The following is a 20,087-nucleotide window of genomic DNA, read 5'->3' as shown; positions in this document are numbered from 1 at the left end:
ATCAAACCCAGATTCGCCTTTAGCGCTGATCCGGAGCCCGGCGGCGCTGGCACAGTGGCGGCATGCATCCCACCATTGTCAAAGCCCAGAAGGCCCAGGACTTTCTGGCACTCGTTCCCCAGCTGCTCGGTTTTGCTCCCGAGACCAGCGCCGTGCTCGTCGCGTTTCGTGGCAACCGCACCTGCGGCGCGCTACGTTTCAACCTGCCGGACGACGGCGCATCCCTCAAGGTGTACAAGCGCATCGCGACGACCCTCGCCGGGATGCTGTGCAAGATTCCCGGAGTGGACGCCGTCGTTCCGGTCATCTACACCGATGATTCCTTTATCACTGCCGTTGGTATCCCGCGCGAACAGTTTGCCGAGATTTTAAACCGGCGACTCGAATGGAGCGGTTTTCTGCTGCGTGATTCCCTGTGCGTGGCAGCGGATGCGTGGGGAAGTTACCTCGATCCCAAATGCCCCGCTGGCGGGCATCCACTGAACGATATTGCCGAGTCACCGGTGAACACGACGGCGAACGAGGGGGCGGGGACCAAGACCGTACGCCCGCTCGGCACCCTACAGAACGGCGCGGATCCGGTTGGTGTCCACCCGGCGACCCAGGAACGCCTAGCCCGGATCTACCGGCGGTACCGCCACCTGCTTGCGCGCGCCGAGAACTCTCCACCACTGTTCGACGCCCTCGGCGTTGCACTCGACCCGGTAGCGATCGCCGAGGAAGCACTCACCTGGCCGAATCCGCCCACCGAGGAAAACGTCGCCGCGCTTCTTGTGCTCGTGCAGTCCCCGCCCAACCGCGATCAGATCATGGTGCAGTTCGCCTTTGGGCGCGACGAAGGGGTGCGCGCCCACGCTATCAACGGGCGGTACGCTCGGCTCCAGCACGAGACCGGGCGAAGCCTCGACGACCTCGTAGCCGAGGAGATCGACATCGGTGACCCGACCGCTGAGCACACCGGCGACATCATGCTCGGCCTGCAATGTGAACGGCCCGACATCGACCGGATCCGTGTCGCCATCACCCTGCTCCGCGTCGTCGTTGCCATGGCGCCTCGATCGGCCAGACCGGCGCCGCTCTGCATGCTGGCTTGGCTGTCGTGGGCACTGGGCCGCGGGTCCGTAGCCGGATTTTTCGTGGACCAAGCTCTTGCCATCGAGTCGCAGTACAGCATGGCGATCCTGCTGAAACTGCTGCTCGATTCGGGGCACCTGCCGGAGTGGGCGTTCGCGGTCCCGCAAGACGATGACAACGAGGATGACGAGGATGACGACGAGGATGACGACGAGGATGAAAAGAGCGAGAGCTACGAACTCGACGATGACGTTGATCAAAACTGGGGTGAAGACTTCGACGAGCGTGCAGCCGGGCGCTGAACCCTGTTCGCCGTCAGCTCCATGTACTTCGGCGCCTCCATTGGTCAGGCTGCCCATCAGTTTCCAGTAATATTTGGCGCGCTTGAACGCGGTCTCGACCGCTCTACCGCCTCCGGTGGGGGAGAACACGCGGCTAGATCGCCGGGAGCATAGGAGGCGAGCCGATCGGTGAGTTCGATCGCGTTCGGGTGAGCGAATGACCAGACCGGGAAGAATGCCGAGTTCCTCGGCCTGCTTGGCAGCTACTTCGGCCAGGCGCTTACGTCAATGGTCCGCGTTGACGTGAACAGACCACTGAGGCCGTCAATGTACTGCTTACCCGGGGAATCCCAGATGTGATGTCCATGGCCCTTGACGATGATGGGCACTCCAGCGCCGGATTCCATTGCTGACTGACGCGAGAGGTGCATGCAGAGGTGCTCCTTGGCCTTCTGCTGCAGCTCGGCGTTGTGGGCGTCGTGGGAGCCATTGTTTTACCGTGTGCTCCAGTTATATAGCTGTTTATGGATTTTGAGATACACGAACGTCTCGGTGGAGAGCACTCCCTCGAGATTGCGGATCTTGGAGTTGAGTAGTTCGAGCAGTTGGTCGTCGTCTTCGCAGACGACCTCGGCGAGAATGTCAAAGGTGCCAGCCGTGAGCACGACGGAGTCCACGGCATCGATCTTGGCGAGCTGCTCGGCGAGTACGCGGGTGTCGGACGAGGCGCGAACGCCGATCATGGCCTGACGGAAGAAACCCAACTGCTTCGGGTCTGTGACGGCTACCACCTGTATGACACCGGAGTCAGTGAGTTTCTGTACCCGTTGGCGCACGGCCGCTTCGCTGAGGCCGACGGCTTTGCCGATCTCCGCGTACGACCGACGACCGTCGGCTTGAAGCTGTTCGATGATCTTTTTCGACACATCGTCGAGCTGGGCCGGCTTGGGTGGCTGACCGCGCTTTTGTTCATTCATGCATCGATTCTGTCAGTCTAAATACTCTCGGCAAGCGAATCCGTCGTGTCTGGAGCAAACTACTGCAGATTTCATTTGTCGATCCCGCGACCGAAAGGGTCTACGGCAGTGGCCCGGTATCGAATGCAGCCGATGCTGACTCGGCCTACCGAGCTGCAGCATCCGCTTGCGAAATTTAGGGCGAGATGACGCCGGCCGTGCGGCAGCCAGCGCTGTTTCACATCGCGGATGCGATCGAGGCGCGCGCCGAGGAATTCGCTGACGCCGAGTCGCTCGACACCGGCAAGCCTCGCTCCACCCTGGTTGACGATGAGATTTTGCTCTCGGTCGACCAGATTCGGTTCTTTGCCGGTGCCGCCCGCAACCTTGAGGGTCGCGCGGCCGGCGAGAATATGACCGACCACACCGTATTCATCCGGCCCGAGCCGACCGGTGCCGCCATCGGCGATCACACAACTCCGCAGCTGGTGTCGATCACGGGTTCGGTGCGGGTGGGAATGGCCGTCGCCGCGCTCGCCGCGTATGCCCGGGACAACGCCCGCACGGGGACTCCTCGCGAGGCGGACATTCTGTTTGGACCGGTCAATAACGCGCACCAGCTTGCTCGGGTAACCGGCCTCGCACACCGGCTGCCCGACCACGTCGTGCTCGAACTCGGCGGACGTCGCATTGGCCGTACCTGTTATTTTCACGAAACGACCATCGTGAGCGGGCTTTTGTAGACCGATAATGTGGACCCGCGACCACGGCCGCGCGATGCGGTTCGCCAAGCACCTTGACTTTGGTTGCGTCTGGATCGTCACGCATATTTCCATCATTGCCGAGATGCCGCACGGTGGTTTCAAGCACTCCGGGTATGGCAAGGATCTGTCGATGTATGGGTTCGAGGATTACGCCCGGATCAAGCGCGTGATGAGCTATATCGGGCACTGGCCGGTGCAATGGCCGTGAGCGGTGACGTTATTATGGTCCAAGTCCTTCGGCGTACGTTGGAACGGCGGGGACGAATTCGTACCCACACTCGGAAGGCACCACCCGTGACCCAGATTGGTCAAGGTTCGACCGAATTTCGTGTCGAACTGCCCAGCGTTGCCACGACGCTGACGCTGGCGTGGGCAGCCCTGACCGATGTCGGCCATCGCCGCGAGGTCAACGAGGACAGTCTCCTCGCCGCGCCGCCCCTGTTCGCCGTCGCCGACGGCATGGGCGGCCATTCAGCCGGCGATGTCGCAAGTACCGCCGTAGTGACCAGGCTTGCCGAGCTTTCCGGAACACTCGTGGCGGAGGCCGGTTCGATCGATCGGGCGCTCGCTCTCGCCGTGGAGGACATGGCGCAGGGTGTCGGCGTCACCGACCAGGGCACCGGAACGACCGTGACCGGCGTGGCGCTGGCACTCGTCTCGGACGCCGTTAGCTGGATCGTCTATAACATCGGCGATTCCCGGGTCTACCGGCTGACCGGCGGTGTCCTCGAGCAAATCACCAATGACCATTCGGTCGTGCAGGAACTCGTCGATGCCGGTCGCATCACCCGCGAAGAGGCGGATGTCCACCCGCACGGCAACATCATCACTCGCGCCGTCGGTTTTCACGAACCGCCCATTCCCGACTATCGCATCCTGCCGATCCAGGCCGGCATGCGCATCCTGGTCTGTTCCGACGGACTCACGAAAGAACTCACCTCCTACGGAATCCGTCATTTTCTGCTTGAACAGAAGCTGGCAGCGGATGCCGTCGCAGCGATGGTCACAGCCGCCCTGGAAAACGGTGGTCGCGACAACGTCACCGCAATCGTGATCGACGTGCTCGCCGTCGAACCCTACGAGGCGTCCAACACCTGACCTGGCACCTTGTAGCTGGCACCTAGTGGCTAATACTCACAGCTATTAGGCATTACCGACTACGGCGCGATGGCATTCCCTGATCGCGATCGTGCACACGGGTCTCGGCGCCATTCGCACGGATGAACCAGACGAGCGAGAACCAGCGGGAGAGGAACAGAAATGAACACCCAAACAACCGAGGCCAGATCAACGTTTGCAGTCTGGCGTCGCCGCGAATCCTATCTGTTTCGGTTCGACCTCGCCCTCGAAGAGTTGGTCACGAGGCGCGAACGCCGATCGATCCTGCGGGAGATCCGTGACAATATCGAAGTCGATGCCGCCGCCCGCGGCATCGACGCCGCCCTCGACTCGCTCGGCTCACCGCGCGCCCTGGCCCGAAGTTTCGCCGAGGACGGCCGCGGCAACCGGCCGTCCTGGGTGCGGGCAATCTACTGGTTCACGGGCCTGCTGCTGCTCTGGTGGACCCTGGCCTTCACCTTCACCGCCGGCATGTTGTCAGTCCTAATGGACAGCGGAACAGAGTCGGCCGAGTCATACTTTCTCGGACTGTCGGTATCGGCTTTCAATCGTGACGGCGGAATCGGGATCGGCTGGGAAGCATCCTCTTTACTCGCCTACATTCCGCTGATCATTATGGTCACCGCGGCCGTCATTGCGGGCCGACTCTGGCGCGTGCTGGCCCGCCGCCGGTAGCCCGCCGCCGGTAGCCCGGCGGCGCAGTGCGGTCGCGTATTATGGGAGGAATGAACGAGACCCTGCCCCCGTGCCCTGAATGTTCCAGTGACCTGGCCTACGAGATGGGTTCCTTACTGGTGTGCCCGCTCTGCGCCCACGAATGGTCGAACGAACCGGTCGAAGCAGAGCAGGAAGTCCAGGTCAAAGACGCCTTCGGAACCGTTTTAACCGACGGGGACACCGTTTCGATCATCAAGGACCTCAAGGTCAAGGGCCAGGCGTTGTCGATCAAGGTCGGCACCAAGGTTCGCAATATTCGCGTCGTCGATCCGGTCGACGGCCATGACATCGACTGCAAGGTCGATGGTTTCGGATTCATCCAGCTCAAGTCCAGCGTGGTCAAAAAGGTCTAGGCCCGGCCGATGGTGACGTGTCAGATTTGCGGGGCCTGGTTGCCGGTCGGAGCCATGTTCTGTGGCGAATGCGGCAGCTCTCGCACCGCTACCGTGGAGTCGCGCAAGCGTCGGGACCCTCGCCCCAACGACACGACGATCATTGCGCGCCTGCCGCGCACCACCGTCGTCATCTCGGTCCCGATTCCCGCAGAAGTGCCGGCGCCAGTGGGGGCCGTCACTGTCGTGACCGCCGCGCCAACCGCGCCAGCGGCAGTACCGCCCGCACTCCCCGCCGCCGTGCTGCCGACCCGGGCGACCTTCGTACTGACCTTCAGTACCGGTCAGGTGGTCTCCGTGCGGGGCTCCGGCCTGATCGGGCGCAAACCCCTGGCCCAACCCGACGAGATTTTTGATGACCTCATTCAAGTAGCAGATACCGACCGCTCGGTCTCGAAGACTCACCTCGAGTTCGGCCAGCATGACGACGAGTTTTGGGTCAGCGACCGGGTCTCGGCTAACGGCACCGTGATTCGCCGCCCGGGCGAAACGGCCGAGGCACTCGAACCGGGCCGACGGTACGTTCTGCCGCGCGGTAGCCGGGTCGAAATCGCCGACCACTCGTTCAGCGTCGCGTGAGGACGTCCTCCACCGCTGACTGGAACGCTGATTGTGCACCGATAGTCACGTCACGAGTGTTTCTCGACCGATAATCTGGTCTGCTGGCGGGGTGTCCACTGTCGATGAAACCCTCGCCCTGCCACCCGCGCCGGCCGCTCTGCCGCCGGCGGGGTTTCCTCTACTCGCCACAGTGGCGCCGCTGGTCGCCGCCGGACTGATCTGGATGATCACCGGCTCGGCCTTCGCATTGATTTTCGCCGTTCTCAGCCCGATTATCGCGGTAGCCAGCATGTTCGACTCGAAACGTTCGGGCCGCAAACGCCGCCGGGCTGAGACAGCCTCGCACAGCGAGGCCGTGACGGTGCTCTGTTCGATGATCACCGAACGTCACATCCGCTGGCGCGACGAAGCCTGGCGGCACACGCCTTCGGCGAGAAATATTGTGCTCGGGCGTGCGGCGGCCGCGCGTTGGCGACAAACGGATGGCACGCTCGTCTCGCTGGGCGTCGGCTCGGCCCCGAGCGGTATCCGACTCGGCGGAGCGAGCGCACCGAACGATAACCGGCAGCTGCGGGAGTGGGCAGCAACAGTCACCGGTGCCCCCATCGTCGTCGACCTGGCCCAGGGGCTCGGCATCGTCGGGCCGATGCCGCTCGCGGCAGCGCTCGGTCGCGCCGTGTGTGTGCAGGTCTGTTTCGCGGTGCCGCCGACCGATTTGGGGGTCGCCGGCCCGGGCGATGCCATGTCCACCGATTGGGACTGGGTGGTTCAGCTGCCGCACGTGGCGCCATCGCCGCGCCGGTTCACACTCCTACTGCGCACCACCACCACGACCAGCGCCACCACGACCAGCGCCACCACGACCAGCGCCACCACGACCAGCACCACCGATCCACGCCGTGGTGAACCAGAACGCGGGCGGCTGCTGCTCGCCTTGGCGATGAGGCTCGAAGACCTGCCGCCGGGCTGCGGAACGGTCGTGCGCGTGCTTGGCCCGGCACGGGCGCAGATTATTCGCTCGCCGAATCGTGCGCGGCCTCTGGATTTCTGTCCGGAACTTCTCGCCAGGGCCGAAGCTGTCGATTTCGCGGTGTCACTCGCTGGGCAGGCCAAGTCAGCAGGCCTCGTAAGCACGACGGGAGTGATCCCGGACATGGTCCCGGTCATGCAACTGCTCGAGCACGTCACCGATGCTGCATCGTTCGACCGGTCGGTGGCGCCACCGACCCTCGCCTGCCCGATCGGAGTGGGCCGAGACGGCCCGGCGTACCTGGACCTGGTGCAGTCCGGACCTCATGCTGTGGTCGGGGGAACGACCGGCAGCGGCAAGAGCGAGCTCCTGACCACCTGGGTTGCCGCGCTGGCCGCGACTTACTCGCCGCGGCAGGTGAACTTCCTCCTGGTTGATTTCAAGGGCGGCGCAGCCTTTCAACCGCTTGCCCGACTGCCGCACTGCGTCGGACTCATTACCGACCTCGACTCGAACGCAGCCACTCGGGCTCTCGCGAGTCTCGGTGCCGAATTACGTTACCGGGAGCGCACGCTGAGCGCGGCCGGGGCGCGTGACGTGACCGACGTACGCCTGGAGCATCCGCTTCCCCGGCTGATCATCGTCGTCGATGAATTCGCGACCATGCTCGGGCTGTTTCCCGAGCTGCACGCCCTCTTTGTGGACATTGCCGCCAGGGGACGGTCGCTCGGCGTGCACCTGATTCTGTGTACCCAACGGCCGGCCGGGATCGTGCGCGACGCGCTGCTGGCTAATTGCAGCCTGCGTTTGTCGCTGCGGGTGAACAACCGGGCCGACAGCCAGGCCGTGATCGGCACGGATGCCGCGGCCGGGCTGGCACCGAATCAGCCCGGGCGGTGTTTGGTCGCCACGGAAGCCGGAGAACCGGTACTCTGCCAAGTCGCGACAACGGGCGAACTCGACATTGCGAGCATCGTAGCGGCGCCACTGTCAGCGTCGTGCGGATACGTTCCAAGACGTCCATGGCTCGATGCGCTCCCGCCGATTGTGACCGAGTTCGATCTGGACGCGGCGACAGTGGAGAAGGCGCCGGTGACGGGGTATCCGGTCGGGTTGCTGGATGAACCCGAGCGCCAGCGCTACTGCGTGTTCACCTACGACCCCGACAGTGATGGGCACTTGTTGGTGGTCGGCGGGGCCGGTTCGGGCAAATCCACCCTGCTGCACACGCTCGCCCGCGTGGCCGAACATCGGGTCGCGACCCACCTATTCACAGCTGATGTCGAGTCCGTTTGGGATGCGCTTGCGAGTCTGAGTGCTCGCGTGGAAACCGGGCAGCAGACTTCGGCTTCACCCCGGTTGGTACTGTTCGACGATTTTGATTCCGTCTGCGCCCGCTGGCAGCCCGACCACCGGCTGGCAGCCGTTGATCTGCTCGTCGGCCTGCTGCGGGACGGACCGGCCGCTGGCGTGCATGTCGTGGTCGCCGTACAACGGCACACGAGCGTGGTTCCCGGGCTGGCCGCTCTGTGCCAGAGCACCCTGCTACTGAAACTGCCGAGCGTGCAGGACCACCTCGCGGCCGGGGGACAATCGGCCGGTTACATCGCGTCGCTGCCGCCGGGCGGGGGAGTGTGGCGCTCCTTGCGTGTGCAGCTATTGGCGCCGACTCCGGGCCTGATCGTTCCTGCTGTCGTCGTGCCCAATTCGCTACCGGCTGAAGGTCCGCTTCTGATCGTGTCATCATCGCCGACGAGCACGGCGACCCGCCTGCGTAATGTCATGGGTGTTCCGGTGCTGGAACTTGCCGGAACCAGTGGACCAGAGGCATCCGCTCTGCTGGTCCCCGGCGCCGTAGGCCAAGCGGATGCTGCTGTTCGACTGATTGTCGTCGGTGACGCCGAAACCTGGCAGGCGCACTGGACTTTGCTGGCACGGCTTCGTGGTTCGACTTCGAGCGAGCAAGCGGCCAGCCTGGTGTTCGACCGCTGCAGCCTGTCGGACTTTCGGCTCCTCAGCCACCGCCGGGAGCTGCCGCCTCCGCTGGCACCCGGACGTGGACGGGTCTGGGTCTTGCACTCCGACGGAGAGGTCACCCGGGCGATGTTGCCGGGCTAGGTCAGAATCTCGGCCACCGACAAGACCATCCGCTCGTTCAACAGGGCGCTCTTCAGCGACGTCCGTGACCTCAACGTACTCGCCTCCGCCGTGTTCATCGTCGTCCTGATAGTGGTCGTAGTCGTGATGGTGCATATCTCCGGTGCAGCGAAAGCGCGGCGGCTGGCGAAGCTGGAATAGCTTCTTTACACGTAGCTGGCGCGAATCTCGCCGACCGGTAAGCCGCCGCCGGTCACGGTGAGACCGAGCTCGGGCAGCAGCTCAGCGACATCCGTTCGGGCGATTGCGCCGGCATCGGCCAGCAAGCTCAGTGCCACCGCCGCAGCGGCGCGCAGGTTGCCGTCGAGGATTTTCAACGCCACGGTGGTGCCGTTCTCGGCAGCAGCGACCATGATGCCCTCGGCGCCGCCCTTCATAAACAGGCCGAGTCGGTCGATCACGATGCTGTCGGAGTGGCCGGGTCCGGCCACAACCCAGCCATTGGCGCGCACTGCTTCGGCCAGAAAACCGGCCTCGCGGTAAATCGCAAACGGTGAGTTCGACTTGCTCGTACTGATGCGGGCGATGCCACGGGCCAGCCCGGTGAGGGAGATCGCGTGCACCGGGGCGCCGCAGCCATCGACGCCCGAGGCGACCGGCCGCTCGCCGGTGAAGCGTTCGAGCACGTCGAGAATACGCTTTTGCAACGGATGCGAAGGGTCCAGATACCCTTCCAGCGCCCAACCGTTCTGCTGGCATGCCACGAGCATTGCCGCGTGCTTACCGGAACACTCCATATAGATCGGCGCCGTGCTGGCACCGAGGCGTACGAGGGTGTCGCGGGCGGCGGAATCGTTCGGCCAGGCCGCCGGGCAGGCGAGCGCTGTCTCGGGCACTTGCGCGCGGGAGAGGAGCCCGCGAACGAGATCGATGTGGGCGGCGGTGCCGCTGTGACTGGCCGTGGCGATGGCAGCATCCGCTCCCCGCAGGGCGGCGCCACTCGCCATGACCGCGACGGCCTGGAAAGGTTTCATCGCCGAACGGGGAAAGATCGGACTGGTTACGTCGCCGAGCGCACGCAACACCTCACCGTTGGTGCCGAGCACGATTGCCGAACCGGCGTGACGGGATTCGACGAAGCCGCTGCGCTCGACGATGGCGAGCTCGACGGAATCGTCGACCGTGAAAGTTTCAGTCACGGCGTTAGAGTGACGACTCGGTGAGCGCTGCGGCGTGTGCAGCGATGGCGTCGTCGATCACCGAGAGGGCGTCGACGATGAGCGCATCGGACAGTGCCAGGCTGGGCAGGAAGCGCAGCACGTTGCCGTAAGTGCCGGCCGTCAGCAGCAGAACCCCGTGCTGGCCGGCGTAGATGGAGATGGCGCTCACCGCGGCGGCGTTCGGCGTTTTCGTGGTGTCGCCGGTGCCTGGCTGCACGAGCTCGATTGCCATCATGGCGCCGTGGCCCCGAATCTCGCCGATGATGTCGTACTTGTTCTTCAGCACGGTCAGCCCCGCGGTGAGGGACTTTTCGATGCGCATTGCCTCGCCGAGCAGGTTGTTGGCCTCGATCGCGTCGAATACGGCGATGGCGGCGGCGCACGCGACCGGATTGCCACCGAAGGTGCCGCCGAGGCCGCCGGGCTGCGAGGCATCCATGATCTCGACGCGGCCGGTAACAGCGGCAAGCGGGAAGCCGCCGGCAATGCCCTTGGCGGTGAGGACGAGGTCGGGGATCCACCCGAAGTGCTCGCTCGCGAAGTACTTGCCCGAGCGGGCCATGCCGCTTTGAATCTCATCGGCGATCATGACGACACCGTTGGCGGTGCACCATTTCTGCAGGGCCGGCAGGTAGCCATCCGCTGGCACCATGAAACCTCCCTCACCCTGGATGGGTTCGACGACAAGGCAGGCCAGGTCGGATGCCCCGATCACCTTGTCGAGGTACGTGATGGTACGGACGGCCGCCTCGGCACCGGTCAGACCATCGTGATAGGGATAGGAACTCGGTGCATGGTAGACGTCGCTGGCGAGCGGGCCGAAGCCGGTGGCGTATGGCATGGCCTTGTAGTTCATGGCCATGGTCAGCACGGTGCGACCGTGGTAGGCGTGGTCGAGCACGGCGACGGCACGACGGCCGGTGTACTTGCGGGCGATCTTCACGCCGTTCTCGACGGCTTCGGCGCCGGAGTTGATGAGCACACTCTTCTTGGGAAAATCGCCCGGGGTGTGCTCGGCCAGCAGCTCGGCGACGCGCACGTATTCTTCGTACGGCGTGATGGTGAACAGGGTGTGGATGAAGTCCTGGGACTGTTCGACGGCCGCCGCGACAACGCTGGTTTCGGTGTGGCCGATCGTGGTCACGCCGATTCCGGCACCGAGGTCGATGAACTGGTTTCCGTCAACGTCGACGACGATCGCTCCGTTGGCCTTCTTGATGTAGACGGGGAGCATGGAGCTGACGCCGTCGGAGACGACCGCTCGGCGCCGCTCATGCAACGCCGCTGAGATCGGACCGGGAATGGCGGTCACGATCTTTCGTTCTTGCGTAACCGAGTATGTCGGTGCGGAAACGGTAGCAGGGTCGATAAGGGTGTCAGTCATGATGAGACCACTTTACCGACCGTGAGCGTCGTGAACCTGAACCGGCTGCAAGAATCGTATAGAGCCAAGGGAGAAGCATGAACGGAGTGCATGAATATGCGGTGCGGGTCGAGTGGACCGGCAATCGCGGCACCGGAACGAGTCACTACAAGGCATACGGACGCGACCATCTGATTTCGCCGGCCGGCCGGGCATCCCCTGACAAGGCCGCAATCAGCGGTTCGTCCGATCCGACCTTTCACGGCGACAATGATCGCTGGAACCCGGAGGAGCTTCTGCTCGCGGCGCTCAGCCAGTGCCATCTTTTGTCGTACCTGCACGTGGCCGCCCGAAACGGGGTGACCGTGACGGCCTACACGGATGCCCCGGTCGGCACGATGGAACAGCTTCACGGGGGCGGTGGCCACTTCACGACGGTCACGCTGCGGCCACGGGTGACGATCACCGACCCCGAGCAGGTCGAGTTCGCGCAGTCGTTGCACGCCGAGGCTGCCCGGGAATGCTTTATCGCGGCCTCGGTGAATTTTCCGGTCGGTCACGAGCCGGTGACCGTCGCCTGAGCGCTGGTGCGCTGCCGAGGTGTGAGCTTGAGTGCTTTCCGGCGCTGATACGAGCCGAAACTCGCGTCTCGGCGAGCAGGTTTAGCAGTAGAAGGCGCGTGTCGTATCGGGCGCCACGATGCTGACGACTTCTCCGCCGGTCACAAGGCGGGCGACGCCTCCGTAGGCGTTGCTTTCGCCCCACGGGGACGCGTCCGCTACTTTGTCATAGACGAAGGGCCCAGAGCCGTCGTTGTACTCGTCGACAGCCTGCTCGCGGGGAAGTGCATCGAAGAAAGCTTGGGCATTGTCGCCGACCGCGAAGTTGCCGCTGCTTTTCAGGGCGACACCATTGAAACTGGGCTCGTTGAAGGTGACAACAAAACCAGCTGGTTCCCAGACATCGAGCACGAGCGCGGTGCCGCCCCAGGAATAGCGGGCCGTCACGTTGCTGCACGCCTCGATCTCGCTCGTCGATAGCTCTGGCGCAGTCGCCAGTGCGTCGCTGAGGAAGACCACGGCGGCGTCCGTCCCCTCCGCAAAGTCAACGCTGGAGCGCGGCTGCTCGATAGCCGTCTCGCTCATCAACTGCGAACCGCTCATCGTGATGGTCGAAACGCTCGCGGCCGTCCCCTCTCTGTCAACCTTGTGTGGGGCCGCTGGCGTTGTGTGGGCTTGCGTGGGTGACACGCTCGCTTCCGGGGTAGCTGGCGCGGGTGAGGCGCATCCGGAAAGCACGAGTGCCGACAGCATAACTATCGCTGCGCGGGCGATCACCGTAGCCTGCCGGCGCCTCGATAGCTCCATTGCGCGTGTGGGCTGACCACTGCAGGAAGTATTGCTACCGGCATTACTGAAATTCATTGAGCCCCCGCTCGTTCACTGCACGGAATCTGCTTCCACGCGCAAGTGTAGTCCGGCCGGTCCGGAGCCGGTCGCGACGGTTGGAGCGTGCTAGGCGTCGTCGAGCCGTGAATTTGAGCGCATTTCGCTGCTGGAACGAGCCGAAACTCACGGCGCCGCGAGATCGGCTCTGATTGTGGATGGCGCAGTAGCGCGGTTTGCGTAGTAGCGTGGGATGCGTTGAAGAGCAGTGCTAATCGGAAGGGATACCGATGGATACCACCCAGTTGCTCAAGGGGGTGCTCGATATGGCCGTTTTGGCTGTGATCGTCGATGACGACGGCTATGGCTACGACATCGTGCGTCGGTTGCGCGCCGCCGGGCTCGATGAGGTCGGCGACGCGTCGGTCTACGGCACCCTCCGGCGACTGTACAGCGCGGGGGCGCTGTCCAGCTACGTCGTGCCCTCCGACGGGGGGCCGCACCGTAAGTACTACGGCATGAACGCGAACGGCCGGGCCATGCTCGCCGAACACCGTGCGAACTGGACTCATTTCGCCGATACCCTCACCCGGCTGCTCGAACAGCCCCAGCCCGCAGTTCCCCTACTCACGATCGGCGACAACTCATGAGCGACCCTGCCACCACGACCCAGCCCATTCGCGACTTCGCCCTGGCCGTGCGGGCCGCTCTGAGCGATTTGCCGGCCGACGATATCGACGACCTCACTGACGGCCTCGAAGCTGACCTGACCGAGCAGGCCGCTGACTTCGCTGGTGCCGATACTGGTGTCGCTGCGCCAGACCTCGAGCTCGGCGATCCGGTCGCCTACGCCGACGAGTTGCGCGGCGCGGCCGGGCTTCCCGTGCGGGGAGCTACGCCGGCGGTTCAGGTGTCGGCGCTGCGCCGGCTGCGCGCCCGGACCGGTGCCGTGCGGGCGGGCGCGGCCCGGCGCATCCGCTCGACTGCGGCCGGTGCGGCCGTACTCGACTTTCTGCTCGTGTTGCGCCCGCTGTGGTGGGTGCTGCGCGGCTGGGTCGTCTATGCGGTCGCGGAAATATTCTTGGGAGGTGCGATCAGTACCGTGCCGACCGACCCGGTGCGTTGGCTGGTTCTCGGGTCCTTCGTAATTTTGAGCGTGCAGTGGGGTCGCGGCCGCTGGCTGCCCTGGCGTTGGCTTCCTGGCTTTCGCACCGTGGTCAGCGTGTGCGCGCTCCTTGTCTTACCCCTGGTGCTGGTGCTCACGGCGCATCAGGCAGTGAACGCACAGGCCAGCGCGTATGTGGATTCCACCCCGAGGAGCTCGCCGGGACTCGTGCAGAACGGCCAGGCGGTGACCAACCTGTTCGCCTACGACGCTAATGGCCAGCCGCTCACCGACGTGCAGTTGTTCGACCAGGACGGTCGCGCGCTCAACGTAGTCGTTGACCCGGCCAATACCAAGTACCTGCCGCAGCTTGATGCGGCCGGCGAGCAGGACATGGTCGTGCCGAGCCTGCTGGTACCGGGCGGCAGCGGCTGGAACGTGTACCCGCTGCGGCTGGTCGCCTCGGCCGACATCGACTACACCTACGATTATCTCGGCCAGGCCTCCCAGGCGGATGCCACGCCCGCGCCGCTCCCGTTCGCCCAGGTACGGCCGCTGGTCGACCTGCCCGCTGCGGGAGAGCCTTCGCCAGCACCCTCGCTGGCACCTTCGCCGACACCTTCGCCGGCAACGACACTAGCGCCCACGCTATCGCCGGAACCGGCAGCATCCGCTGCGCCAGTGGCTGAACAATGACGAGCCCACCCCTTCAGCCACCCACGCCGTGACTTTGACCCGCCGAACTGCGGGCCTGAGACCAATTCAGCGCTGGACGGGCCTTGAACTCACGGCTCGGTGACGGGGAGCGACGACGGAGGGGACTACGCGGGGTAGGCGGCCACCAGGGCGGTCAGTGCTTCTTCGAGCACGGTCGCAGCGTCGTCGATCAGTTCGTCGGAGATCACAACACTCGGCATGATGCGCAGCACGGAATCCCAGCTGCCGGCATCCAGCGCGATGACCCCGTTTGTCGTCGCGTGCTTGATCACCGCGGTGAGTGCTTCGGGGTAGGGCTTTCTGGTGCCGGGGTGCACGAGCTCGACACCGAACATGGCGCCCTTGCCGCGAACCTCGCCGACGATGGAGAACTTCTGCGCCCAGTCACCAATCCGTGCCCAGAGTGCGGCCTCGACCCGCTTCGCCTCGCCCAACAGGTTGTCCCGCTCGATGAGGTTGAACACCGCGAGGGCGGCTGCGGTTGAGACCGGGTTGCCGCCGAAGGTGCCGCCGATACCCCCAGGCTGCACGGAATCCATGATGTCGGCGCGGCCGGTGACGGCGGCGAGGGGAAAGCCGCCGGCGATTCCCTTGGCCGTGGTGATGAGGTCGGGCACGACGTCGTGGTGCTCGATCGAATACCAGACGCCGGTGCGGGCGATGCCGGCCTGAATCTCATCGGCGACGAAGACGATACCGTTCTCGGTGCAGAATTCGCGAATGCGCTTGAAATAGCCGGGCGCAGGAATGATGATGCCGCCGTCGCCCTGGATCGGCTCGACGAAGAACGCCGCGATCTCGGTCGCTCCGATGTGAGTCGTGATGTAGTCGATGGTCTTCTCGGCCGCTTCGAGCCCGCTGAGCCCGTCGCGGAACGGGTAACTGGTGGGCACACTGTAAATCTCACCGGGGAACGGACCCATGCCGGCACGTTCCGGCCAGGGGCGATAGGTCATTGTCATGGTCAGGTTGGTGCGTCCGTGGAAAGCGTGGTCGAGGGCCACGATGGCACGGCGGCCGGTGAACTTGCGGGCAATCTTGACCGCGTTCTCAACGGCCTCAGCGCCGGTGTTGACCAGAATCGAGTGCTTTTCAAAGTCGCCGGGGGTGATCTCGGCGAGCTTCTCGGCTACCGCCACATAGTTTTCGTACGGAGTTACCGTGAATAGGGTGTGGGTCAGCTTCGCTGCCTGGGCGGATGCCGCCGCCGCGACATCCGGATGCGCGTGACCGATGGTGGTCACCCCGATACCACTGCCGAGGTCGATGATCTGGTTGCCGTCGACGTCGACCAGGATCGCTCCTGCGCCGTGATCCATGTAGATGTTGGCGAGGGTGCCGGCGCCGCGGGCGACCGACTTCTCCCGCCTGGCCTGAAGTTCGACCGACTTGGGCCCGGGAAGAGCCGTGACGAGTTTGCGTTGCTGGGGCACCGAATACGTTGCAGTCATTAGTCCAGCCTATGACTGTCGGCGCTTGTGGCCGACCGTCTGAGGTTTACGGCTACAGGCGTTCGCGCGGAAAGACGCGGCGAGCGAGGCGATTCAGCGTGCCGACCGGTGGCGATTCGTTGTAGGCATGAGCCAATTCCTGGCCGGACAGGCCGTGAATGGCCGCCATGATCTCATCCGTTGCCTGGCGGCGGGCCTTCCCCGATGTGGCCTGGCCGTGATGGCTGAGGTCGAGCGGCTTGCCGAAAGCGACCGTGACCTTGCGGATGCGCGGCAGGGTGGTGCCCACCGGCTGAATCTCCTGTGTGCCGATCAGTCCAACCGGAACCACGACAGCGCCCGTGGTGAGGGCCAGCCAGGCAACGCCGGTGCGTCCCTTATAGAGGCGGCCGTCGAGTGAACGCGTGCCCTCCGGGTAGATCGCGAACGCGCCCTCGGCGTCGAGTACCGCGCGGCCCTCATCGAGAGCAACCTGCGCTGCCTGACCGGCGCCGCGTTCCACGCCAATGGCCCCGATCGCGGTGAAGAAGGTTCGGGAGACCCAGCCCCGAAAACCGGTTCCGGTGAAGTAGGTCGATTTGGCTAGAAATTGCACCCGTCGGGTAGCGACCAGCGGTATGACGATGCTGTCGATGAAGGAGAGATGATTACTGGCCAGAATGACGCGTCCGGTGGCAGGGATGTTCTCGCGGCCCAAGATTCGTGGGCGAAACACGACGCGGGCGACGGGGGCCATGATGCCGTAGCCGAGAAAATAGACGAAACCTGGACGTTTCACGCGTTCGGGTTCGTCGGGCTGGTCAGCAGTCGGGTCTGGCGTGACGGCTGCGGGAGTGCTGTCGCTCGTGTCGGTTGCATCAGTGTTATCGGGTTCTGCTTTGGCACCAGTCACCCGTTGACACTACCTCTCCGACGGCGTGCACCTAGCATGGAGGGGTGCAGAGAGTAATTATCCTCGGGTCCACGGGCTCGATCGGAACCCAGGCCCTCGACGTCATCCGTTCCCACCCTGACCGATTCGAGGTGGTTGGCCTCGCGGCCGGCAGTAACCGCGACCTGCTCGCGGTGCAAGCCCTCGACTTCCAGGTCGAGCACACCGCCCTGGGAGCGGATGCTGCCGAGCAGCTTGTGCGAGACATCGACGCCGACGTCGTGCTGAACGGCATCACCGGTTCGGTCGGTCTCGGACCGACGCTCGCCGCATTGAAGGCTGGTCGCATCCTGGCCCTGGCCAATAAGGAGTCGCTCATTGTCGGCGGTGATCTGGTGAAGTCGCTGGCGGCACCCGGGCAGATCGTGCCGGTCGATTCCGAACACTCCGCCATTGCACAGGCATTGCTTGCCGGAACCCCGCCGGAGGTGCGTCGACTCGTGCTGACGGCATCCGGTGGGCCGTTTCGAGGTTTCACCCGGGAGCAGCTTGCCCGGGTCACTCCCGCGCAGGCCCTCGCCCACCCGACCTGGAACATGGGCCTCGTGGTGACCACCAACTCGGCCACCCTCGTGAACAAGGGCCTGGAGATCATCGAGGCGCACCTGTTGTTCGACGTGGAATATGACCGCATCGACGCTGTCGTCCACCCGCAATCAGTGGTGCATTCGATGGTCGAATTCGTCGATGGGTCGACGATCGCGCAGGCAAGCCCCCCGGACATGCGGCTGCCGATCTCGCTCGGGCTGGACTGGCCGAACCGGGTCGCCGCGGTTGGCACTCCGATCGACTGGACCGTGCCGCACAGCTGGACTTTTGAACCCCTCGACAACGCGGCTTTTCCAGCGGTCGAACTGGCCAAAAAGGTCGGCCGCATGGGTGGCACCTATCCCGCGGTATTCAACGCGGCCAACGAGCAGGCCGTTGCTGCCTTTCACGCTGGGCGCATCGGCTTCCTGGATATCGTCGACACGGTGCTGCGCGTGGTCGAATCCCACGAACAGGGACCAAATCTTACCCGGGAGTCGCTGGCTGAGGCCGAACGGTGGGCGCGTGACGCCGCCGACAAGCTGATAGCAAAGCGCTGACGCACTAGTGCGCTAGTTGCACTCGCCGGCCTCGACCTTGTCCTTATCGTTGAGGCAGTCCTCCCGGGCTTCTTTGGCCTCTTCCGCGGCGTCTTTGGCGTCTTCCCGAGCGTTCTCTGCGTTTTTCTGATCCTGTTCGGCGCGGTTCTTGGCGTCTTCGTCGTTCTGCTGCGCAGCCGCCGCTGCGGCTTCCGCAGCGGCCTGAGCCGCGGCCTCCGCGGCCACGACGGCGGCATCGATCTCAGCGGTCAAATCGTCTCGTACCAGATTGATCGCGGATTGTATCGATGCCGATCGTTCGGAGCCGACCTCGCCGGAAGCGGCTGCCGTTCGCAGATTCTCTTGCATGGCGGTGAGCAACGATTGAGCGTTGGCGAAGTCTCCGGCGGCGGAAGCTTCACTGATCGCCAGAATCTCGCCTTGCAGTTGCTCGGCGGTGGCAGCAGGCAGGTCGACGGGGGTGGCCGTGCAACCGGTCAGCGGCAGGAGGAGCAGGGCGGCCACGGACAGGGTCAGTCGATAGCGTCGATTCATGGGTTCACGCTTTCCTGAAGAATTTGAAGGTGGGTGCCCAGCGTGCCGTCCACGGCCGGATAGCTCGGTGGTACCGCGACTGGCGCTTCGGCCGGGTTGAGCAGGAGCAGGGCGGCGACAGCGAGGCCGATCACGGTGAGCCCACTCGCGACCATGAGGAGTACCTGGCGGCGCACGGGGCGGCGCGGCTTGGCGGGGATGCTGGACGCGGGGATGCTGGACGCGGGGATGCTGGCGGCGGGGATGCTGGCGGCGGGGATGCTGGACGCGGGGATGCTGGCGGGAGCGTTCGTTTTCAGAATCTCGGTCTGGGCGTCAGCGTTAGCGGGCAGCAGCAACGTGGGGTCGGGCGCGGCGGCGGGAAGCAACAAAGTAGGGTCGGGCGCAGCGGCCGGCAGCAACAGGGTGGCAGTGGGCGCCGCCGCGGGCAACAGTACGGTGGGCGCATCGGCATTGCTGCCGGCGCCGGTGGCGAGCGCACGCAACAACCCGGCGGCGTCGGCGGCAGTGGGCCGGTCGGCGAAATCGCGGGCGGTCATGGCGCGGAGAACGTCGGTCCACCGGCGGCCGAGTTGGCTGGGAATCTCCGGCTGACGCTGCAGCCGCGCCATCGCCGATTCCACGGCGGTTCCGGGGTAGGCGCGCACTCCCGTGAGGCATTCCAGCAGCACCAGGCCGAGCGAATAGACATCCGTTGGCGCGGCGATAACTCCACCGAGCGCTTGCTCGGGACTGAGATAGCTGGCGGTACCGAGCAACGACCCGGTCGCCGTCAGGCGGGTCTCGTCGAGGAGCCGGGCAATACCGAAATCGGCGAGCTTGGCGTGCATGCCGCGCCCGGGAAAACCCGACGGCGCCAGCAAGACGTTGGCCGGTTTGACGTCTCGGTGAATGATGCCCTGCTCGTGCACGTAGTGCAGCGCTTCGGCCAGGTCGGCGCCCATTATGGCCACATCGAGGCTCGGCAGCGGGCCGCTCTCGATGCGGGTGCGCAGGTCGGGGCCGTCGACGAATTCCATCACGATGAAGGTGCGCGAGGCGCCGTCGACGACTGCAGTACCGGCGTCGAACAGGGTGACCAGAGCAAAATGGTTCAGGCCTGCCAGCAAGGCGATTTCGCCGCTCTGGCGTTCGGGCTCGGAGGCACCTCCATCGGCTCGAAACAATTTGACGGCTACGGTTCGGCCGAGCGCGGTATCGGTCGCTCGATAAACGGATGCCATCCCGCCTGCGCCGACCAGGCTCTCGATTGAAAAACGGTCGGCCAGCAATCTGCCGACCGGGCCAAGTGTGGCGGGAACGGGCAGCTTCTGCGTGGGAACAGGTTCGTAAGACACGGGACCTCCTGATGCATCCGCGATC

General features: G+C 64.7%; 18 protein-coding genes and 2 pseudogenes. 11 read left to right on the top strand and 9 right to left on the bottom strand.

Going from position 1 to position 20,087, the window contains the following annotated elements; translation table 11 throughout:
* Positions 1-62: 62 nt before the first annotated feature.
* Positions 63-1,376: a DUF4192 domain-containing protein gene (locus E3T27_RS13325; RefSeq protein WP_134573302.1), complete on the top strand. Its 1,314-nt coding sequence runs from the start codon at positions 63-65 to the stop codon at positions 1,374-1,376.
* Between the two features lie 42 nt (positions 1,377-1,418).
* Here E3T27_RS13325 and E3T27_RS13320 read toward each other — a convergent pair.
* A pseudogene (locus E3T27_RS13320) lies at positions 1,419-1,786 on the bottom strand (aminotransferase class III-fold pyridoxal phosphate-dependent enzyme); the annotation flags it as partial.
* 63 nt (positions 1,787-1,849) lie between these two features.
* On the bottom strand, positions 1,850-2,332 hold the full coding sequence (locus tag E3T27_RS13315; RefSeq protein WP_104197080.1) for an Lrp/AsnC family transcriptional regulator: 483 nt from the start codon (positions 2,330-2,332) through the stop codon (positions 1,850-1,852).
* A 38-nt stretch (positions 2,333-2,370) separates the two neighbouring features.
* Between E3T27_RS13315 and E3T27_RS13310 the strand changes: the two are divergent.
* The 6 genes and pseudogenes from E3T27_RS13310 (at position 2,371) to E3T27_RS13280 (ending at position 8,952) form a co-directional block, all read left to right on the top strand.
* A pseudogene (locus E3T27_RS13310) lies at positions 2,371-3,283 on the top strand (aldehyde dehydrogenase family protein).
* Between the two features lie 86 nt (positions 3,284-3,369).
* On the top strand, positions 3,370-4,173 hold the full coding sequence (locus tag E3T27_RS13305) for a PP2C family protein-serine/threonine phosphatase (protein WP_338144902.1): 804 nt from the start codon (positions 3,370-3,372) through the stop codon (positions 4,171-4,173).
* Positions 4,174-4,335: 162 nt separating this feature from the next.
* Positions 4,336-4,869 carry an HAAS signaling domain-containing protein gene (locus E3T27_RS13300; protein ID WP_134573300.1) on the top strand — a complete coding sequence of 178 codons (534 nt, stop codon included), beginning with the start codon at positions 4,336-4,338 and terminating at the stop codon, positions 4,867-4,869.
* Positions 4,870-4,919: 50 nt separating this feature from the next.
* On the top strand, positions 4,920-5,264 hold the full coding sequence (locus E3T27_RS13295) for a zinc ribbon domain-containing protein YjdM (protein ID WP_104197078.1): 345 nt from the start codon (positions 4,920-4,922) through the stop codon (positions 5,262-5,264).
* A 9-nt stretch (positions 5,265-5,273) separates the two neighbouring features.
* Positions 5,274-5,882, top strand: coding sequence for an FHA domain-containing protein (locus E3T27_RS13290; RefSeq protein ID WP_241992250.1), 609 nt, complete (start codon positions 5,274-5,276; stop codon positions 5,880-5,882).
* A 91-nt stretch (positions 5,883-5,973) separates the two neighbouring features.
* Positions 5,974-8,952 carry an FtsK/SpoIIIE domain-containing protein gene (locus E3T27_RS13280; protein WP_166786211.1) on the top strand — a complete coding sequence of 993 codons (2,979 nt, stop codon included), beginning with the start codon at positions 5,974-5,976 and terminating at the stop codon, positions 8,950-8,952.
* Between the two features lie 185 nt (positions 8,953-9,137).
* Here the strand turns inward: E3T27_RS13280 and E3T27_RS13275 are convergent, their stop codons facing one another.
* Positions 9,138-10,130: an asparaginase gene (locus E3T27_RS13275; RefSeq protein WP_134573294.1), complete on the bottom strand. Its 993-nt coding sequence runs from the start codon at positions 10,128-10,130 to the stop codon at positions 9,138-9,140.
* A 4-nt stretch (positions 10,131-10,134) separates the two neighbouring features.
* Complete coding sequence (gene gabT, locus E3T27_RS13270; protein WP_134573292.1) at positions 10,135-11,535, bottom strand: 4-aminobutyrate--2-oxoglutarate transaminase; 1,401 nt, start codon at positions 11,533-11,535, stop codon at positions 10,135-10,137.
* Positions 11,536-11,612: 77 nt separating this feature from the next.
* Between gabT and E3T27_RS13265 the strand changes: the two genes are divergently transcribed.
* Positions 11,613-12,095, top strand: coding sequence for an OsmC family protein (locus E3T27_RS13265; protein WP_134573290.1), 483 nt, complete (start codon positions 11,613-11,615; stop codon positions 12,093-12,095).
* Between the two features lie 81 nt (positions 12,096-12,176).
* Here the strand turns inward: E3T27_RS13265 and E3T27_RS13260 are convergent, their stop codons facing one another.
* On the bottom strand, positions 12,177-12,677 hold the full coding sequence (locus E3T27_RS13260) for a hypothetical protein (RefSeq protein ID WP_104197072.1): 501 nt from the start codon (positions 12,675-12,677) through the stop codon (positions 12,177-12,179).
* A gap of 512 nt (positions 12,678-13,189) precedes the next feature.
* Between E3T27_RS13260 and E3T27_RS13255 the strand changes: the two genes are divergently transcribed.
* Together E3T27_RS13255 and E3T27_RS13250 are read left to right on the top strand one after the other, a co-directional pair.
* On the top strand, positions 13,190-13,549 hold the full coding sequence (locus E3T27_RS13255; RefSeq protein ID WP_104197070.1) for a PadR family transcriptional regulator: 360 nt from the start codon (positions 13,190-13,192) through the stop codon (positions 13,547-13,549).
* A complete protein-coding gene (locus E3T27_RS13250; protein ID WP_134573288.1) occupies positions 13,546-14,700 on the top strand; it encodes an RAD23 family protein in 1,155 nt (384 codons plus the stop codon). The genes E3T27_RS13255 and E3T27_RS13250 overlap by 4 nt, the downstream gene beginning before the upstream one ends.
* Positions 14,701-14,825: 125 nt before the next feature.
* Here E3T27_RS13250 and E3T27_RS13245 read toward each other — a convergent pair whose 3' ends face one another.
* Positions 14,826-16,172: an aminotransferase class III-fold pyridoxal phosphate-dependent enzyme gene (locus E3T27_RS13245; RefSeq protein ID WP_134573286.1), complete on the bottom strand. Its 1,347-nt coding sequence runs from the start codon at positions 16,170-16,172 to the stop codon at positions 14,826-14,828.
* A gap of 52 nt (positions 16,173-16,224) precedes the next feature.
* Positions 16,225-17,064 (bottom strand): lysophospholipid acyltransferase family protein, encoded by an 840-nt coding sequence (locus E3T27_RS13240; protein WP_420898069.1) that lies wholly within the window; start codon positions 17,062-17,064, stop codon positions 16,225-16,227.
* 44 nt (positions 17,065-17,108) lie between these two features.
* Here E3T27_RS13240 and dxr point away from each other — a divergent pair, with 44 nt between their 5' ends.
* On the top strand, positions 17,109-18,191 hold the full coding sequence (gene dxr / locus E3T27_RS13235; RefSeq protein ID WP_134573284.1) for a 1-deoxy-D-xylulose-5-phosphate reductoisomerase: 1,083 nt from the start codon (positions 17,109-17,111) through the stop codon (positions 18,189-18,191).
* A 12-nt stretch (positions 18,192-18,203) separates the two neighbouring features.
* On the opposite strand, the gene E3T27_RS13230 is transcribed toward dxr, so the two are convergent.
* Positions 18,204-18,725, bottom strand: coding sequence for a mucin-associated surface protein (locus E3T27_RS13230; RefSeq protein ID WP_104197066.1), 522 nt, complete (start codon positions 18,723-18,725; stop codon positions 18,204-18,206).
* Positions 18,722-20,062, bottom strand: a complete 1,341-nt coding sequence (locus E3T27_RS13225) for a serine/threonine-protein kinase (RefSeq protein WP_241992249.1) — start codon at positions 20,060-20,062, stop codon at positions 18,722-18,724. Before E3T27_RS13225 ends, E3T27_RS13230 begins: the two co-directional genes overlap by 4 nt.
* Positions 20,063-20,087 lie beyond the last annotated feature (25 nt).

It is taken from the genome of Cryobacterium lyxosi, from assembly GCF_004403345.1.
Classification (GTDB): Bacteria; Actinomycetota; Actinomycetes; order Actinomycetales; family Microbacteriaceae; genus Cryobacterium; species Cryobacterium lyxosi.
This window is presented reverse-complemented; position numbering and strand designations above follow the sequence as displayed.

Bases quoted from the DNA above. Each gene is read 5' to 3' on its own strand.
- E3T27_RS13255 (WP_104197070.1), top strand. From the start codon at position 13,190: ATGGATACCACCCAGTTGCTCAAGGGGGTGCTCGATATGGCCGTTTTG.
- gabT (WP_134573292.1), bottom strand. From the start codon at position 11,535: ATGACTGACACCCTTATCGACCCTGCTACCGTTTCCGCACCGACATAC.
- E3T27_RS13230 (WP_104197066.1), bottom strand. From the start codon at position 18,725: ATGAATCGACGCTATCGACTGACCCTGTCCGTGGCCGCCCTGCTCCTC.
- E3T27_RS13260 (WP_104197072.1), bottom strand. From the start codon at position 12,677: ATGAGCGGTTCGCAGTTGATGAGCGAGACGGCTATCGAGCAGCCGCGC.
- E3T27_RS13300 (WP_134573300.1), top strand. From the start codon at position 4,336: ATGAACACCCAAACAACCGAGGCCAGATCAACGTTTGCAGTCTGGCGT.
- E3T27_RS13290 (WP_241992250.1), top strand. From the start codon at position 5,274: ATGGTGACGTGTCAGATTTGCGGGGCCTGGTTGCCGGTCGGAGCCATG.
- E3T27_RS13245 (WP_134573286.1), bottom strand. From the start codon at position 16,172: ATGACTGCAACGTATTCGGTGCCCCAGCAACGCAAACTCGTCACGGCT.
- E3T27_RS13295 (WP_104197078.1), top strand. From the start codon at position 4,920: ATGAACGAGACCCTGCCCCCGTGCCCTGAATGTTCCAGTGACCTGGCC.
- E3T27_RS13265 (WP_134573290.1), top strand. From the start codon at position 11,613: ATGAACGGAGTGCATGAATATGCGGTGCGGGTCGAGTGGACCGGCAAT.
- E3T27_RS13325 (WP_134573302.1), top strand. From the start codon at position 63: ATGCATCCCACCATTGTCAAAGCCCAGAAGGCCCAGGACTTTCTGGCA.
- E3T27_RS13250 (WP_134573288.1), top strand. From the start codon at position 13,546: ATGAGCGACCCTGCCACCACGACCCAGCCCATTCGCGACTTCGCCCTG.
- E3T27_RS13315 (WP_104197080.1), bottom strand. From the start codon at position 2,332: ATGAATGAACAAAAGCGCGGTCAGCCACCCAAGCCGGCCCAGCTCGAC.